Origin of the sequence: Paraburkholderia sp. SIMBA_030 (assembly GCF_046535245.1) — a bacterium.
Classification (GTDB): Bacteria; Pseudomonadota; Gammaproteobacteria; order Burkholderiales; family Burkholderiaceae; genus Paraburkholderia.
Genome location: NZ_JAWRXB010000003.1, coordinates 261,145 through 275,545, shown reverse-complemented (window position 1 = coordinate 275,545; position 14,401 = coordinate 261,145). Strand labels below are relative to the sequence as shown.

The following is a 14,401-nucleotide window of genomic DNA, read 5'->3' as shown; positions in this document are numbered from 1 at the left end:
TTTTCCTGCCCCCAATGGCACCACAACCAACGCCGCCGCCAAAGGCAAAAACCCTTAAACCGAAGGCTCCTGAACAGGCTTGCGCCGAAGCAGAGCATACAAAATGATGGCACCAAAGGTAGCGGTGCCGATACCGCCGAGCCCGAACCCGCCAAGCTTCAGCGAAAAATCCCCTGCCCCAAGCACCAGCGTCACCGCCGCAACAATCAGATTCCGATTGTCGGAAAAATCAACTTTATTAACGACCCAAATCCTGGCGCCGGTAACGGCGATCAACCCAAACACAACGATCGACACCCCACCCAGCACCGGCCCGGGAATGGTCTGAATCACTGCCCCGAACTTCGGCGAAAAGCCCAGAACCAAAGCAATGAGCGCAGCGATAACAAACACCAGCGTCGAATAAATCTTGGTCACGGCCATCACGCCGATGTTCTCGGCATAAGTCGTCACCCCCGTACCACCGGCGAACCCGGAAACAACCGTCGCGAGTCCGTCGCCGAGAAAAGCACGCCCCACATATCGGTCGAGGTTCTGACCGGTCATCGCACTCACCGCCTTGATATGCCCAAGATTCTCGGCAACGAGAATCACGGCGATCGGCGCGAGCAACATCATCGCCTGCACGTTGAAAACAGGCGCGGTGAAATGCGGCATGCCGAACCACGCAGCATTCGCGACAATCGAGAAGCCAATCGGCTTACTCATGCCGAGCCCATTCGTCACGATCGCGTAAATCACGTACGCCATCAGCAGACCAACCAGAATCAACAGGCGCTGCAACATGCCGCGCGCAAACACCGCCACCGCGCCGACACAAAGCACGGTAACCAGCGCCATCCACGAATCGAAGTTGCTGCCGCTCACGCCACGCACCGCGATCGGCGCAAGATTCAACCCGATCACGCAGACGATCGCCCCCGTCACGACCGGCGGCATCAGCGTTTCAATCCATCGGGTGCCCACCGCCGACACGATCAGCCCGATAACCGCGTACACCACCCCGCACGCGACGATCCCGCCCAGCGCAACCGGTATGTTCATATTGGGCCCGTGTCCGCCGTACCCCGTCACCGCGATCACCAGTCCGATGAACGAGAAACTCGAGCCGAGATAGCTCGGCACGCGGCCACCTACCAGCACGAAGAACAGCAACGTGCCGATCCCCGACATGAAGATGCACAGATTCGGATCGAAGCCCATCAGCAGCGGCGCGAGCACGGTCGAGCCGAACATCGCGACAACGTGCTGAACGCCCATCGCGAACATCTGCGGCCACGCGAGCCGCTCGTCGGTGCCGACGATCCGGCCTTCGGCGGCGTTCGGCTGGGTGCGCCAGCGGGGGAAGTAGGAATCGGCCATGGCGGGGGTTCTCCTCTGTCGGCGTTGGTGGACGGCGCCGGAAAACGGCACCGTCCGTGAATTACGCGCGAGTGTACGGAGTGCCAATAGCCCTGACAAGCGCGGCGAAAAGCACGGCAACTCCCGTGCTGAAAGATGCAGTGAACGCGGTGTATGGGGATTGGGAGTTGTCTGATATACCCGCAGCAGCCGGACTCTTAACCTTTCTCTTGCTGCGTTCACCCCCATGAGTAAGCGCATGCGATGTTGTTGTAACTCTCCGACTTTTGCCGCTCACGCTCCCCGGTGTGAGCGGCTTTTTTTGTCTAGCCGTTTTTGTCGCCGACGGGCCCGGACTGTGGTTCGGCGCCAGGCAAGCGTGACGAAGGCGTTGGCGGCCAGTCGGAGCGTGTGATCGCCGCGCGTGCCGCCACCGGATAGCACATCACGCGATTCCGACCCGCGTCCTTGGCTTCGTAGAGCGCTTCGTCAGCGGCGTCCATCAGCGCGCGACTCGTCGCGAATGCCTGGTCTTTGGTGCAGGCAATGCCGATGCTGACGGTCAGCACATGGTGCGAGCTGGCTACGTGCCGTTTCTGGAGCGCCTGCACGGCGGCACGAATCTGCTCGGCGATGTCCGCCGCGCCGAGTTCGTCAGTATCGGGCAGCAGCACCGAGAACTCTTCGCCGCCGTAGCGGGCTGCCGTGTCACCCGGGCGCCGCACGTTCTGCGCGATGCAGCGCGCCACTCCGATCAACGCATCGTCGCCCGCCGAATGGCCGTAGAGATCGTTGAAGCCTTTGAAACTGTCCACGTCGATCAGCAGCGCCGACAGCGGCCACTTGTTGCGCTGCGCGCGACGCCACTCCTCTTCCGCATGTTCCTCGAACGTGCGGCGATTGTTCAGGCCGGTCAGCCCGTCGGTGCGCGCCAGCACGCTTAACTCCGCTTCGGCCGCGAGGCGCCGCCGCAGTTGCTGCGAGAACAGCACGGCAAGCGCGATGATCGTCAGATCGAGCGCGGCGATCAGCGTACCGATGATCCACGCGCGACGCCGCCATTCCACGTAGATATCTTGCGTGGACAACGCGACGTCGAGAATCAGCGGATAGACGTCGATATGGCGGAACGCATACCAGCGCTCGACCCCGTCGATCGCCGCCGTACCGAAGAATTCCCCGCTCGGCTGCTGGGTGAAGCGGGTGTAGTTCGCGGTGCCGGTGAGGTTGCGGCCGATGATTTGCGGATCGTACGGACGCCGCATCAGCATCGTGCCGTCGTTCAGCATCAACGCCATCGAGCCGCCCGCGCCGAGATTCATGCCGGCGAACAGACGCCTGAAGTAAGTGAGGCGCATCGTGCCGACCACCACACCGCCAAAGCTGCCGTCCGGCCGCGAGATGCGCCGGCTCAACGCGATGCTGACGGTTTTGCCGGTCACCTTGGGGATGAACGGATGGCTGACGTACAGGCCGACGTTGGACGAGTCGCGCTGAACCTTGAAGTAATCGCGGGCCGCGAGGTTTATGCGGCGCGGCGGACTCGCTTGCGAGTCGTATACGATGTCGCCCGCTTCGTTGGTGACCAGGATCGAGCCGATGTCTTTCGCAGTGGCCGAACCGTCGAACAGTACCATCTGGCGGATCTCGGGCGGCAGGCTCAGGACACCGGGCTGTTTCAGGCCCGCGAGTACCGCGCGCAGCGACAAATCGTAGATTTCCAGATTGCGCGACACGTCTCGCTCGACCAGCAGCGAGACGTTGAAGACCGAATCCTGGGCGCGCCGCAACGCGTCATCGCGCATCTGCGCCAGCACCCATACCGCGATCGCGAGTATCGCGCTGGCCAGCACGATACTGATTGCAATCATGATGTTCGGTCGACGCGTCACCATTGTTTCTTCGTTCTGGCATGCGCTGACCCACGCGCGTAAGGAAGTTGGCCGCGTCTGGAGGCGCGTCCCGTGCAAACGGTAGCCTACCAGACGCTGCGGCACATCGAATGATCGAAAAGACGGAGGTTTTCGCGGATGATGCACGCGTTGGATGACGGCCGGGCCCAAACAGAGGGAGCGTCACCGCGGCGGTGTTTTGTTATGGATACGGGAAGTGGTGCGAGGGCGCCGCTTTCTCACCCTTGCTGCGCGCACCGTCAGCCGGTATGCAGATCGAGTGTGGGTTTGGATGCCCCGCGACTCAGCGAGCGGATATCGGCCACCTCGAGCACCGCTTTGCCGGCGCCGTGGCGCGCGACCGCCAGCATCGCCTGGCCGACGTCTTCCGTGCTCAGGATCTGGTTGGGCAACAGCGCGCGCAGCGTCGACAGGAACGGTTTGGCGACTGCATAGAACAGCCGGTAGGAACGGGTCTTCGAACGCGCGCCGTTAAGCGGCTGAATCACGCCGGGACGGAACAGATAGACGGCCTTGAACGGCAAGCGCTGCAACGCATTCTCGGTCTTGCCCTTGACGCGCGCCCACATGCTGCGACCGCGCTCGGTACTGTCGGTGCCCGCGCCGGACACGTAGACGAAGGTCATCTGCGGATTGAGACGGGCGAGCGTTTGCGCGGCCGCCAGCGTCAGGTCGTAGGTGAGGCGCGCATAGTCCGCCTCCTGCATGCCGGCCGACGACACGCCCAGGCAGAAAAAGCATGCTTCGAAGCCCGTCAGCGACGCTTCGACCGCGCGATAGTCCATCAGGTCCGGCTGAATCAGTTCCTGCAGGCGCGGATCGAGCTGGTCCGCGCGGGTGCGGCCAACCGTCAGGATCGCTTCGACGTCGGGCGCGCGCAGGCATTCGCGCAGCACGCCTTGGCCCACCATGCCCGTCGCGCCGAATATCAGAACCTTCATGATGCACTCTCCATGGTGGCGCCCGGCCAGCGCGCGTGGGTCAATGTTTCGGATACCGCCCACAATCGTGCGGCAACCGCTTTGTCTTGCGCATGCCTCGCGATCTGTGCGTCGGCCGGCGTCCCTTTATCTCGAACAGACCGTTCGGTCCGTAATAGCCACCGGGTTTGGCCTCGGGCGCAGTAGCGGCGAACAGCGTCGGCGGCGCGCCGTCGGCGGCCGAGTGGGTCGCAAGCTGCCAAAGGCAAAAAAACAAGCCTGTAAACGCAAAAACCGGCGCGTAGCCGGTTCTCACGTAAAAAACAAAGATCTTATTGGTGGAGAGGAGGAGGATCGAACTCCCGACCTTCGCATTGCGAACGCGACGCTCTCCCAGCTGAGCTACCCCCCCAACGTACGAATAATTCTAGCACAAGCATTTTCCGTTTTGCCAAGCGCTGCGGCGTGGCAAAACGCGCGGCAAAACCTGGCAAAACCTCACTTCGAAGGCGCTCCGGCGAGCACCCAATCGACCACCGTGCGAATGTCCGCATCGCTCATCGACTGATGTGCCGGCATCGGAATCATGCCCCACACGCCCGCCCCACCGTCCTTCACCTTGCGCGACAGTTTTGCCGGCGCTTGCGTATCGCCCTTGTACTTCGCGGCGATCTGCCGGAACGACGGCCCGACCAGCTTGCGCTCCACCGCGTGACATCCCATACATGCATTCGCATTGGCAACCATCTGACCGCGCGGCGCATCGGCCGCCTGCGCCGTCGATGCAAAAGCACAACCCAAAGCACTCGCCGTCAACATCGCGCTGACGAAAGAAGCACCCCACGTCATGGCGTCGCCTTCGGATTACCCGGATGCACCGAGTTCGAATTGCTGACCGGGGCCGGCGCCTGCTGTTCGAGCGGTCGCGCACTCACCGACGAATCGGGAATCGCGCCGATGGTCGGGACGCTGGCGTCCGGTTGCGATGCAGTCACCGGCGCAGTCGCCGCAGCCGCGGTAGCCGCCGCCGCTTCCTGCGGCTGGATGTACTGGAACACCTTCACGACCCGCGTCACGCCCGGCACGCGGCTCGCCACGTCCGCGCCGCGATTGCCCTCGTCCATCGTGACGAGCCCCATCAGATACAACGAGCCACGCTCGGCCACCACTTTGAAGTCGTTCGCCGAAATATTCTTCTCGGCGATCAGTGCGGTCTTCACGCGCGTTTCAAGGTAGGTGTCGTTGGTGCGCGACGAGAACGAACTGGCCGGTGCAATCACGAGTTCGTTGACGATGGTGTTCACGTTGTTCAAGCCACGCACGATCGTCTCGGCCCGCTGCTTCGACACCTCGCCCGCCACTTCACCGGTCAGCAGCACGCGCCGGTTGAACACTGTCACGTTCACATGCGCCGAGTCCGGCAAATTCTGGCTGATTTGCGCCAGCGCCTTCACCTGCAACTCGCGATCCTCGGTCTGCGCGCCGAGCGTGCGCCGGTCGGTGGCCAACAGCGCGCCGCCGCCCGCCGCGCCGGCAACGGCGAGGAAGCATCCCTGCAACGTCGCCGACAGTCCTGCCGCAAACCCGACCACCAGCACGGTTCTCACCAGTGTTTTCTTGACGCGGAATACGCTCATCAACTAGCTCCCCTTCGAAATCAGTCTCAGTCTTCGCCCAGCAACATGGCATCGATGCCGTCGCACAGACAATGGATGGTCAGCAAATGCACTTCCTGGATGCGCGCGGTGCGATCGGACGGCACGCACACGTGAATGTCGGTATCGCTCAATACTTCCTGCATGCGCCCGCCGCCCTTGCCGGTCAGCGCGATCACGATCATTTCGCGCTCGTGCGCGGCTTCGATCGCGGCCAGCACATTGGCCGAATTGCCGGACGTGGTGATCGCCAACAGCACGTCGCCCGGCTGACCGAGCGCCCATACCTGCTTCGAGAAAATCTGCTCGAATGAATAGTCGTTGGCGATCGCGGTCAGCACGGACGTGTCCGTGGTCAGCGCGATCGCCGGCAAGCCCGGACGCTCGCGTTCGAAGCGGCCGATCAGTTCGGCCGCGAAGTGTTGTGCATCGGCCGCCGAGCCGCCGTTGCCGCACGCAAGAATGCGACTGCCGTTGGCAAGCGCGGTGAACATCGTGTCGACCGCTGCAGCGATCGGCATCGACAGGGTTTCGAGGGCTTCGAGTTTGACTGCCGCGCTGTCGCGGAAGTGTTGTTGAATGCGTTCGACTGACATCGAGTCTCTATCTTGTACCGCGAGTGGGCCGCAGTGCGCGGCCGTCGTGTTGTGAAGTCGGGCTGTAAAGGCGGATAGTGCCGATGAACCATGCAGGCAACGCACTGGGTACGCGCAAATACATCGGAAAACGCGCTGCTTCCTGTACCGCCGGCGTTGTGCATGTGCCCCGCACGCGAGCGCAAGTTTATCGCACTCACGCATGATCTCCGCGCATCGCGTCAGACTTCGTCGGCGCGAAACGCATCGCGCAGCCAGACAAGCCGGCCCGCTTCGAACGCGATCACGTCGAAACGGCACGCGGGTTCATCGCGCGAATGCCGGCCGCGGGTTGCCAGATAGTGCCGCGCAGCGCGCACGAGGCGCTGCTTCTTATGCCACCCGATGCTCGCCGCCGCTCCGCCGTAGCGACCGTGCGCACGCGCGCGAACTTCGACGAACACCAGCGCGCCATCACGCTCGCGCATCACGAGATCGATCTCGCCGCCCCGGCACGACACATTGCGCGCAACAAAACGCAAACGCTGCCTCTGCAGAAATTCCAGCGCACGCGCCTCAAAAGCTGCGCCGACGAGTTTGGACCTAGCAAGCCCCAAAAAGTTGTGCGCATTGACCGGCGTGCTTGCCGGCGCTGCATCGGCGCGGTGCCGCGCCGGCCGAGGGTCCGACTGCGAGTCCGGCTGCGAATCCGGCCGTGGGTCCGACTGTGAGTCCGACTGTGAGTCCGATTGCGAATCCGATTGCGAATCCGGCTGCGGGTTCGGCTGCAAGTCCGGCTTCGAGTCCGGCTGCAAGTCCGGCCGTGAGTCACCCGGCTCGCGCGCCGCTGCGTGGCACAATGGCGGCCTCGTTCTGTCTGTCTGCGTCTTCTGCCTCATGACTCCTCTCTCCGAACTCGCGCAAGGGCAGCAGTACCCCACTGCCGCGCTGTATGTGGTGGCGACGCCGATCGGCAACATCGCCGACGTCACGCTGCGCGCGCTGCATGTGCTCGGGCTGGTGGACCGCATCGCCGCCGAAGATACCCGCAACACTGGCCAGCTGCTCGCGCGCTACGGCATCTCGAAACCGCTTGTGGCGGTTCATCAGCACAACGAGCGAGAAGCGGCGCTCCGCCTGATCGAACATCTGCAAGCGGGTGAACGCGTCGCGTACGTTTCAGATGCGGGCACGCCGGGCATCTCGGACCCCGGCGCCAAACTCGTCGACGCGGTGCGCGAAGCGGGCTTCCCGGTGATTCCACTGCCCGGCGCAAGCGCGCTCGCGACCGCGTTGAGCGCAGCCGGCGACTGGGTTGCGACGTTCTCGTTCCTCGGCTTCCTGCCGCCGAAGGCAAAGCAACGTGCGACGACGCTTCAAGCGCTCGCGACACATCCGCACGCGATGGTGTTCTACGAAGCGCCGCACCGGATCGTCGAAACGGTGCAGGCACTGGCCGATGCGCTCGGCGGCGAACGCAAGCTGCTGATCGCACGGGAATTGACGAAGTTACATGAAGCGCTGCATCGCGGCACCCTGGCCGAAGGGCCAACGTGGCTCGCCGCCGATCCGAACCGGCAACGCGGTGAATTTGTGCTGGTAGTCGAAGGGGCGCAGCCGGAAGCCGCCGGCGAACACGATCACGACGCGCTGCTAGGCATCCTGCTGGAAGAGTTGACGGTGAGCAGCGCGGCGAAAGTCGCGGCAGCCATCACCGGAGCGTCGCGCAACGCGCTGTACACGCGCGCGTTGGCGCTGAAGAAGGACGAATAAGAACAAAGGGCCGCGCGAGGCGGCCCTTTGACTTGAATCTTTGCAGGACAAGCACGCAGCATTGCGCGCTTGTCAGACCACCGGCGTTATAAGCGCGCCTGAAGCGCGCCCGCCGCCGTCAACTTACTTCTCGGCAGTCGAAACCGAGTTCGACGCCAGTATTTCGTTACGTGCAACTCTTGCTTCCTGCTGCGTCAGACCTTCGATCTTGACCCGCGCCGTCCCGGCATGGCGCATGTTGAGTACGTTCGCGGCGGCCAACGACAGGTCGATTACCCGGCCGCGCGCGTACGGTCCGCGATCGTTGATGCGCACGACGACCGAGCGCGAGGTGGCCGGATTGGTGACGCGCACATATGAGCCAAGCGGCAACGTACGATGCGCCGCGGTCAGCGCATGCATGTCGTAACGCTCTCCGTTGGCGGTACGGCGGCCATGGAAGCCGCGGCCGTACCACGAGGCGCGGCCGGTTTCACGATAGTTCGAAATGCTGGGACCATCGTCCGTCAGCGGTTGCGCATCGGCTAGCGATGAGCCTTTGGCGGCTGCATCGGATGCCTGAGCGCCATCGAAGGCTTGCGGCCCAAACGAGCCCGCCTGCGCAGTCTTGTTGCTCAGCGGCATGCCGCTTGCGGCGGCGTTGCTGGCGCCCGGAGGCGTCGCACAGCCGACCAGCACAAAAAAGGCAAAAAGACTCCCTAGACCACGGGTTATCCGAGTTTTCATAAGACGTGCTATCACAATGTCGAGCCGCATCACGCGAAAGTTGAGCGTGTTGCCTGCGACTCCGGCGGCAACGGACGACAACGCGCCGCGCAGACGAGCGCAGTACGTAGAAGCCCGGATGCGGCTAATACAGCCGCTACCGCACGGTTAATTTTCACGTCTGGCGCAACCTGTCCCCGGCAGCCTGACCAGACCCCACATGCCGCCATCGAACGTGGCAAACACGTTCTTGCGCGCGGAACTCAGCGTGCAGGAACGGCGGCGTAGGCCCCACCCAGCGTCACGGCAGTTAAATCCGTTGCAGGCGCGCGGCGCCTGGCTGGGTAAGACGTGTGCATCGAACGCATCGATACTGGATTGCCGTCGATAAAGCGCGACGGCACATACTTGAGCAGCAACCCGCGTGCCCACTTTTAATAGGGACGCATTGCCTTGTGGCGGCACGGTTTCCCGTGCACTAGGAGACATTATACCCAAAAGATATTTTCAAGATGGCAAGCGACTGAAAACCTTGATGATTTTTCACTATCGCTGCAAAAATGGGCAAACGACAGCCCGCCGCAACCAGGCCTCGCCCCCGGTGAGGATAGGCGAGACGCCGGTACAATTAACGTTTTTACAGCGGCGCCGTCATCCATGAAAGTCACCTTGATCCCCGTCACGCCGTTCCAGCAGAATAGCTCGCTGCTTGTTTGCGAGGCGACCGGGCGCGCCGCCGTCGTCGATCCGGGTGGTGACCTCGACGTCATTCAGGGCGAGATCGCGCGCCAGAACGTGACCGTCGAAAAAGTTTTCCTGACGCATGGGCACATCGATCACTGCGCGGGCGCGAAGACACTCGCCATGCACTACGGCGTGCCGATTGAAGGTCCGCATCCCGACGAGCGCTTCTGGCTCGACAAGCTACCGGATCAAAGCACACGCTTCGGCTTTCCTGCCGCCGACGCGTTCGAGCCGGACCGTTGGCTGCAAAACGGCGACACCGTGCAATTCGGCGACGAAACCCTCGAGGTTTATCACTGCCCGGGCCACACGCCTGGGCACGTGGTGTTCTTCAGTCGCAAGCATCGGCTCGCTCTGGTGGGCGACGTGCTGTTCGCCGGCTCGATCGGCCGCACTGATTTTCCGCGCGGCAATCATGCCGATCTGGTGCGCTCGATCCGCGAGAAACTCTGGCCGCTCGGCGACGATGTCACCTTCGTCCCCGGTCACGGACCGACTTCGACGTTCGGCGCCGAGCGCCGAACCAACCCGTACGTCGCGGACGGAGTAGAAGCATGAGCAGCGAAATCTACGTGAGCACCGACGTCGAAGCGGACGGCCCGATTCCCGGCCCGCATTCGATGCTCAGTTTCGCCTCTGCCGCCTACACGGAAGACAAGCAGCTGATCGCCACTTTCTCGGTCAATCTCGAATTGCTCGAAGGCGCCGCGCCTCATCCGGTGCAAGCGGCGTGGTGGAAGACGCAGCCCGACGCATGGGAGGCCTGCCGCAAGGATTTGCAGCAGCCGGAAACGGCGTTGACGGCCTACGTCGAATGGGTCGAGGCATTGCCGGGCAAGCCGGTGTTCGTGGCAATGCCGGCCGGCTTCGACTTCACCTACATGTTCTGGTACATGATGCGGTTTGCGGGCCGTTGCCCGTTTTCCTGGTCGGCGCTCGACGTCAAGACGCTGGCCTTCGCGATGACCGGCCTGCCGTACCGCAAGAACATCAAGCCGCGTTTTCCAAAGCACTGGTTCGACGATCATCCGCACACCCACGTCGCGCTCGACGACGCGATCGAACAAGGCGCGCTCTTCTGCAACATGCTCAAGGAGTTGCGAGCGACTCAGGCGGCAACTGCCGCAGCCGGTAAAGATGGGGACGGCTCAGGACAAAACACCACTGAGGAACCAGCAAATTAGGGAATCTCCCTCGCCGAAGCCGTTTTACATTGCGTTTCGTTTTCGAGCCCTCTACCATGCGTTGATACGGCGACGCAAACGGAGGCGCAGTTGACACTCGATACGTTCTCTCAAAAAATCCTGCGCCTGCTGCAGCTCGACGCACGCCGCTCCGTGCAAGAGATTTCCGACCAGGTCGGCCTGTCGAGCACACCGTGCTGGCGGCGCATCAAGGACATGGAGCAATCGGGGGTGATCCAGCGCTATACCGCGTTGCTCGATCGCGAAAAGCTTGGGCTGCACGTCTGCGCGCTCGCACATATCCATCTGACGCGTCACACCGAAGGTGGGGTCGAACAGTTCGAGCGCGAAATCGCCACCTGCCCGGAAGTCACCGAGTGCTACAGCACGACTGGCGAGTCCGATTACATCCTCAAGATCGTGGCGCCGGACATCAAGGCGTACGACAGTTTTCTGCACGAGCGCATCTTCAAGATTCCAGCCGTTGCGCAGGTGCGTACGAGTGTCGTGCTGCGCGAAATCAAATTCGACACGCAATTGCCGCTATGACGCAGTGAAGCTGAGCCTTGGCGCGGACTTCCGGTTCTTCGCCATGGCGATGCATTTAAGCGGCGTTACGCGGCTCCGAGAGCCTGGCGCGCGCGTTCGCCTCGCCGGTCGCGGCTTCCTTCGTGGAGACGGTTTCGGGCGGCGCCGCGTCCAGTGCCTGCACTACGTCGAGCTTGCGCGCGCCCAGGCGGTGTTTGAGCGCAACCAGGTCGACGCGCGCCAACCTCTGCGCGCCGCGCTCGATATCGCGCGAATTGTCAGGCGGTAAGGTCACTTCGACATCCAGCCCCGTGCTCAGGTAGTGGATATTGACCCGCGCTGCCTTTATGCCGCCCTCGATAAACGCCGCGTCGACTTCAGCGACGACCCGCTCGCGCGTCGGCAGGTTGACCGGTGGCCGCGCGACCGCGTCGTTTTCCGGGTCGACATGGATCAGTGCATCGAGCACGCGGTTGTCAGTCAACACACGCAAGCGCGCCGACTCCGCGATGTAATGCCCTTCCGATACCGAGATCAGCGGATCGACCAGAATGTGTGCGTCGACGAGCGCGAAATCGCCCATCTTGCGCGTGCGCAGTTCGTGCACGTCGCACACGCCGGGTGTCGACAGCAACAGCGCGCGCACGTCGGCGGTCGCGGATTCGTCGAGCGCGCGGTCCGACAGATCCTGCAGCGCGTCCCAGCCGAACGTCCAACCCATGCGCGCCACCATGAAGCCGACAATCGCCGCCGCAATCGGATCGAGCAGACGCACACCCGCGAGGCTGCCGATAATACCGATCGCCACCACCAGCGACGACGCCGCATCCGAACGCGCGTGCCATGCGTTCGCGATCAACATCGCCGAGCGCACGCGCTGCGCTTCGCGCAGCATGTAGCGAAACAGGCTCTCCTTGGAAACCAATACCAGCACGGCGACCGCGAGCGCGCTCATATGCACGGCGGGGATGTTCTGCAAATCGGCGAGACGCGTACCGGCGCGCCAGAGCATCCCGACGCCTACCGCGATCAGCAGTCCGCCCAGAAATAATGAAGCGACAGTTTCATAGCGGCTGTGTCCGTAATTGTGATCCGCGTCGGGCTTCGCGCCGCTGTGCCGATTGGCGACCAGTACGACAAAATCGGAAATCAGATCGGCAAGCGAATGGATACCGTCGGCGACCAACGCCTGAGAATGCGCAAACACACCGATGACGATTTGCAGTGTCATCAACACCGTATTCAGCGCAATACTGACAAAGGTACTTTTGCGCGCAACGCGATGTTTCTCGGCGGACTGGGCGGTGGCAGTGGAAGGCATCTGAAGCTACGAGAGAAGTTCAATGCCCGAATTCTACCCGGTGCGTCGCGAAACCGCGTCGCCTATGAATAAAAATTTCCTTTTAAATCAGATGTTTATCTAAACGAAAAGCATTCGCGTTCCAGTCGTGCGGAGCACGTGGGACACAAATCCATGTCAATTCGCCGACGCAATAATAAAAAAAACCGCGCCCTGAACGGTACGCGGTTCTCTCTGTCAGCAGCGGCGCGGTAAAGGCGCCACTGATGTACGGCATTACTTCTGGATCAGAAACTTCTCACGATCGAGGCCTGCGATCCAGCGCGGCGGCTTGCCACGACCCGACCACGTGCTGCCGCTGTCCGGGTCGCGATATTTCGGCGCGACGCCGGCGCGCGGACGACCGGCTTTAGCGCCCTTGGCTGCACGACCGCCGCCGAGTTCACTCAGCGTAATGCCGTAATCGGCCATTTTTTGCTTGATCTCATTCAACACTTCCGCGTATTCACGCGACTTCGCTTCTTCGATCTGCTTTTCGAGCTTCTCGCGTTGGGCGAGTAGTTCCTTGTAGGAAGACATAGGTTCCCTTATGGTATGGATAAATGACTGCCAGTCTTAAGCCAGCTTGCCCTTTGAAGGTGTTCATGCCTCGGAATTTGCAGGCGAGATTAACACAAAATGGAAAGACTGCAAAAGCCACTTCGTAAAATTAATCATATTTCGTTTCAAAAAATTTCCTTCGACCGCGGTGTTACGTACCCTCTTTCAAAGGGCGAATTTCACGTTTTGCTGAAAACTCGTAGTGACATCTTCGTAATTATGGGATTAATTATCAAAACATGAAAATTAAGATGCATATTTCGCATCAACATTTCATGGCATGAAAGCTTTAACGTGACGTCACGAAGCATATAGCGATAGATGACCGCGCTATTATTGCGATATGCGTTGTTTTCCCCGAACGGCAATCAAAGCCTAATTAGTGTGGCGTTGGATGCAAACTTCGAGCGCGGTGTGCAAGGCCTCGGTGTCGTGTATGACGTCGTCGAAAATGAAACGGGTGCGCGCACCGTCGTGTTTCAGATCGACGCCATATCGATCGACGCCGAGCAGTTGGAGTTTGGCGTCCCGCGCCGAATGCTTTGTGAAGTGCTCGATCAACGCACTCTCGTCATCGAAGCCGAGCGGCGCCAGCGGATCGAGTTCAGCGCCGTCGAGCCATCCCATCGCGCCGAAGCCGCCGATGTAGCGCAGCCGTTCAAGCCTCATCACCCGGAAGGTGAAGTCACCGAGATCCAGGTAGCGTTCGGCGTCCGGGTGATAGCGCAGATAGCGATCCACGACCTCGGGCGTCGAGTCGACCGCTTCGAAGGTGCCGAGCAAGGTGACGCGCTGGCCGCTCAGCACGTCGCCATCGGGCGCGTCGACGGCCAGAAAGCCGGCGCGCGGGTCGGCGTACAGATTGTGCGTATGTTCGGCGAGCCGACTCACGAGAATCGTCGGACAGTGCCGCGGATCCGGTGCGAACGGCAGCACCGACGGGTAGGGAAAACCTTGCGGTTGGCGCGCATGGGTCGCAAGCGTGCCGACCGCGGCCGTATGCAGCAGATGCAACGGAGCGTGGGCGGGAATGTTCAAGTGCGCGTTCCTCGACGAATGGCCGGCGAAATAGCCAGCGAACGAATTGTGGGCGGGTGCTGCCCTCCTCTCACGCCGCCCCGAATAATCGTAAATACTAGTTCACCGCGCGCCGGGCAGAGGAC

15 protein-coding genes and 1 tRNA gene are annotated in these 14,401 nt (G+C 61.9%); 4 read left to right on the top strand and 12 right to left on the bottom strand.

The window, feature by feature from the left end; all coding sequences use genetic code 11:
- Positions 1-54 precede the first annotated feature (54 nt).
- The 8 genes from SB772_RS06590 to SB772_RS06555 all read right to left on the bottom strand — a co-directional run bounded on the left by SB772_RS06590 (position 55) and on the right by SB772_RS06555 (position 7,021).
- Complete coding sequence (locus SB772_RS06590; protein ID WP_410832467.1) at positions 55-1,362, bottom strand: solute carrier family 23 protein; 1,308 nt, start codon at positions 1,360-1,362, stop codon at positions 55-57.
- Between the two features lie 305 nt (positions 1,363-1,667).
- Positions 1,668-3,236, bottom strand: coding sequence for a diguanylate cyclase (locus SB772_RS06585; RefSeq protein ID WP_410832466.1), 1,569 nt, complete (start codon positions 3,234-3,236; stop codon positions 1,668-1,670).
- A 257-nt stretch (positions 3,237-3,493) separates the two neighbouring features.
- A complete protein-coding gene (locus tag SB772_RS06580; protein WP_410832465.1) occupies positions 3,494-4,195 on the bottom strand; it encodes an NAD-dependent epimerase/dehydratase family protein in 702 nt (233 codons plus the stop codon).
- Between the two features lie 315 nt (positions 4,196-4,510).
- Positions 4,511-4,586, bottom strand: a tRNA-Ala gene (locus SB772_RS06575).
- A gap of 86 nt (positions 4,587-4,672) precedes the next feature.
- Positions 4,673-4,993, bottom strand: a complete 321-nt coding sequence (locus tag SB772_RS06570) for a c-type cytochrome (protein WP_410832639.1) — start codon at positions 4,991-4,993, stop codon at positions 4,673-4,675.
- A 26-nt stretch (positions 4,994-5,019) separates the two neighbouring features.
- Positions 5,020-5,811, bottom strand: a complete 792-nt coding sequence (locus SB772_RS06565) for a BON domain-containing protein (protein WP_410832464.1) — start codon at positions 5,809-5,811, stop codon at positions 5,020-5,022.
- 26 nt (positions 5,812-5,837) lie between these two features.
- Positions 5,838-6,425 carry a phosphoheptose isomerase gene (locus SB772_RS06560; protein WP_410832463.1) on the bottom strand — a complete coding sequence of 196 codons (588 nt, stop codon included), beginning with the start codon at positions 6,423-6,425 and terminating at the stop codon, positions 5,838-5,840.
- Between the two features lie 221 nt (positions 6,426-6,646).
- The gene (locus SB772_RS06555; RefSeq protein WP_410832638.1) at positions 6,647-7,021 is read right to left on the bottom strand and encodes a YraN family protein; all 375 of its coding nucleotides are present in this window, start codon (positions 7,019-7,021) and stop codon (positions 6,647-6,649) included.
- A gap of 280 nt (positions 7,022-7,301) precedes the next feature.
- Here SB772_RS06555 and rsmI point away from each other — a divergent pair, with 280 nt between their 5' ends.
- The gene (rsmI, locus tag SB772_RS06550; RefSeq protein ID WP_410832462.1) at positions 7,302-8,177 is read left to right on the top strand and encodes a 16S rRNA (cytidine(1402)-2'-O)-methyltransferase; all 876 of its coding nucleotides are present in this window, start codon (positions 7,302-7,304) and stop codon (positions 8,175-8,177) included.
- 123 nt (positions 8,178-8,300) lie between these two features.
- Here the strand turns inward: rsmI and SB772_RS06545 are convergent, their stop codons facing one another.
- On the bottom strand, positions 8,301-8,903 hold the full coding sequence (locus SB772_RS06545; protein ID WP_410832461.1) for a septal ring lytic transglycosylase RlpA family protein: 603 nt from the start codon (positions 8,901-8,903) through the stop codon (positions 8,301-8,303).
- Between the two features lie 636 nt (positions 8,904-9,539).
- On the opposite strand from SB772_RS06545, the gene SB772_RS06540 reads away from it, so the two are divergent.
- The 3 genes from SB772_RS06540 to SB772_RS06530 all read left to right on the top strand — a co-directional run bounded on the left by SB772_RS06540 (position 9,540) and on the right by SB772_RS06530 (position 11,359).
- Entirely contained in the window at positions 9,540-10,184 is a 645-nt protein-coding gene (locus SB772_RS06540) for an MBL fold metallo-hydrolase (RefSeq protein ID WP_410832460.1), read from the top strand.
- On the top strand, positions 10,181-10,810 hold the full coding sequence (locus SB772_RS06535) for an exonuclease (protein WP_410832459.1): 630 nt from the start codon (positions 10,181-10,183) through the stop codon (positions 10,808-10,810). The genes SB772_RS06540 and SB772_RS06535 overlap by 4 nt, the downstream gene beginning before the upstream one ends.
- 90 nt (positions 10,811-10,900) lie before the next feature.
- Positions 10,901-11,359 (top strand): Lrp/AsnC family transcriptional regulator, encoded by a 459-nt coding sequence (locus SB772_RS06530; RefSeq protein WP_012431468.1) that lies wholly within the window; start codon positions 10,901-10,903, stop codon positions 11,357-11,359.
- A 55-nt stretch (positions 11,360-11,414) separates the two neighbouring features.
- Here SB772_RS06530 and SB772_RS06525 read toward each other — a convergent pair whose 3' ends face one another.
- From SB772_RS06525 to SB772_RS06515, 3 genes are all read right to left on the bottom strand, one after another.
- Positions 11,415-12,659: a cation diffusion facilitator family transporter gene (locus tag SB772_RS06525; protein WP_410832458.1), complete on the bottom strand. Its 1,245-nt coding sequence runs from the start codon at positions 12,657-12,659 to the stop codon at positions 11,415-11,417.
- A 255-nt stretch (positions 12,660-12,914) separates the two neighbouring features.
- Complete coding sequence (locus SB772_RS06520) at positions 12,915-13,217, bottom strand: H-NS family nucleoid-associated regulatory protein (protein WP_115099403.1); 303 nt, start codon at positions 13,215-13,217, stop codon at positions 12,915-12,917.
- A 396-nt stretch (positions 13,218-13,613) separates the two neighbouring features.
- Positions 13,614-14,276, bottom strand: a complete 663-nt coding sequence (locus SB772_RS06515) for a HugZ family protein (protein WP_410832457.1) — start codon at positions 14,274-14,276, stop codon at positions 13,614-13,616.
- Positions 14,277-14,401 lie beyond the last annotated feature (125 nt).

Bases quoted from the DNA above. Each gene is read 5' to 3' on its own strand.
- SB772_RS06545 (WP_410832461.1), bottom strand. From the start codon at position 8,903: ATGAAAACTCGGATAACCCGTGGTCTAGGGAGTCTTTTTGCCTTTTTT.
- SB772_RS06590 (WP_410832467.1), bottom strand. From the start codon at position 1,362: ATGGCCGATTCCTACTTCCCCCGCTGGCGCACCCAGCCGAACGCCGCC.
- SB772_RS06585 (WP_410832466.1), bottom strand. From the start codon at position 3,236: ATGGTGACGCGTCGACCGAACATCATGATTGCAATCAGTATCGTGCTG.
- SB772_RS06535 (WP_410832459.1), top strand. From the start codon at position 10,181: ATGAGCAGCGAAATCTACGTGAGCACCGACGTCGAAGCGGACGGCCCG.
- SB772_RS06570 (WP_410832639.1), bottom strand. From the start codon at position 4,993: ATGTTGACGGCGAGTGCTTTGGGTTGTGCTTTTGCATCGACGGCGCAG.
- SB772_RS06565 (WP_410832464.1), bottom strand. From the start codon at position 5,811: ATGAGCGTATTCCGCGTCAAGAAAACACTGGTGAGAACCGTGCTGGTG.
- SB772_RS06560 (WP_410832463.1), bottom strand. From the start codon at position 6,425: ATGTCAGTCGAACGCATTCAACAACACTTCCGCGACAGCGCGGCAGTC.
- SB772_RS06525 (WP_410832458.1), bottom strand. From the start codon at position 12,659: ATGCCTTCCACTGCCACCGCCCAGTCCGCCGAGAAACATCGCGTTGCG.
- rsmI (WP_410832462.1), top strand. From the start codon at position 7,302: ATGACTCCTCTCTCCGAACTCGCGCAAGGGCAGCAGTACCCCACTGCC.
- SB772_RS06540 (WP_410832460.1), top strand. From the start codon at position 9,540: ATGAAAGTCACCTTGATCCCCGTCACGCCGTTCCAGCAGAATAGCTCG.
- SB772_RS06580 (WP_410832465.1), bottom strand. From the start codon at position 4,195: ATGAAGGTTCTGATATTCGGCGCGACGGGCATGGTGGGCCAAGGCGTG.
- SB772_RS06520 (WP_115099403.1), bottom strand. From the start codon at position 13,217: ATGTCTTCCTACAAGGAACTACTCGCCCAACGCGAGAAGCTCGAAAAG.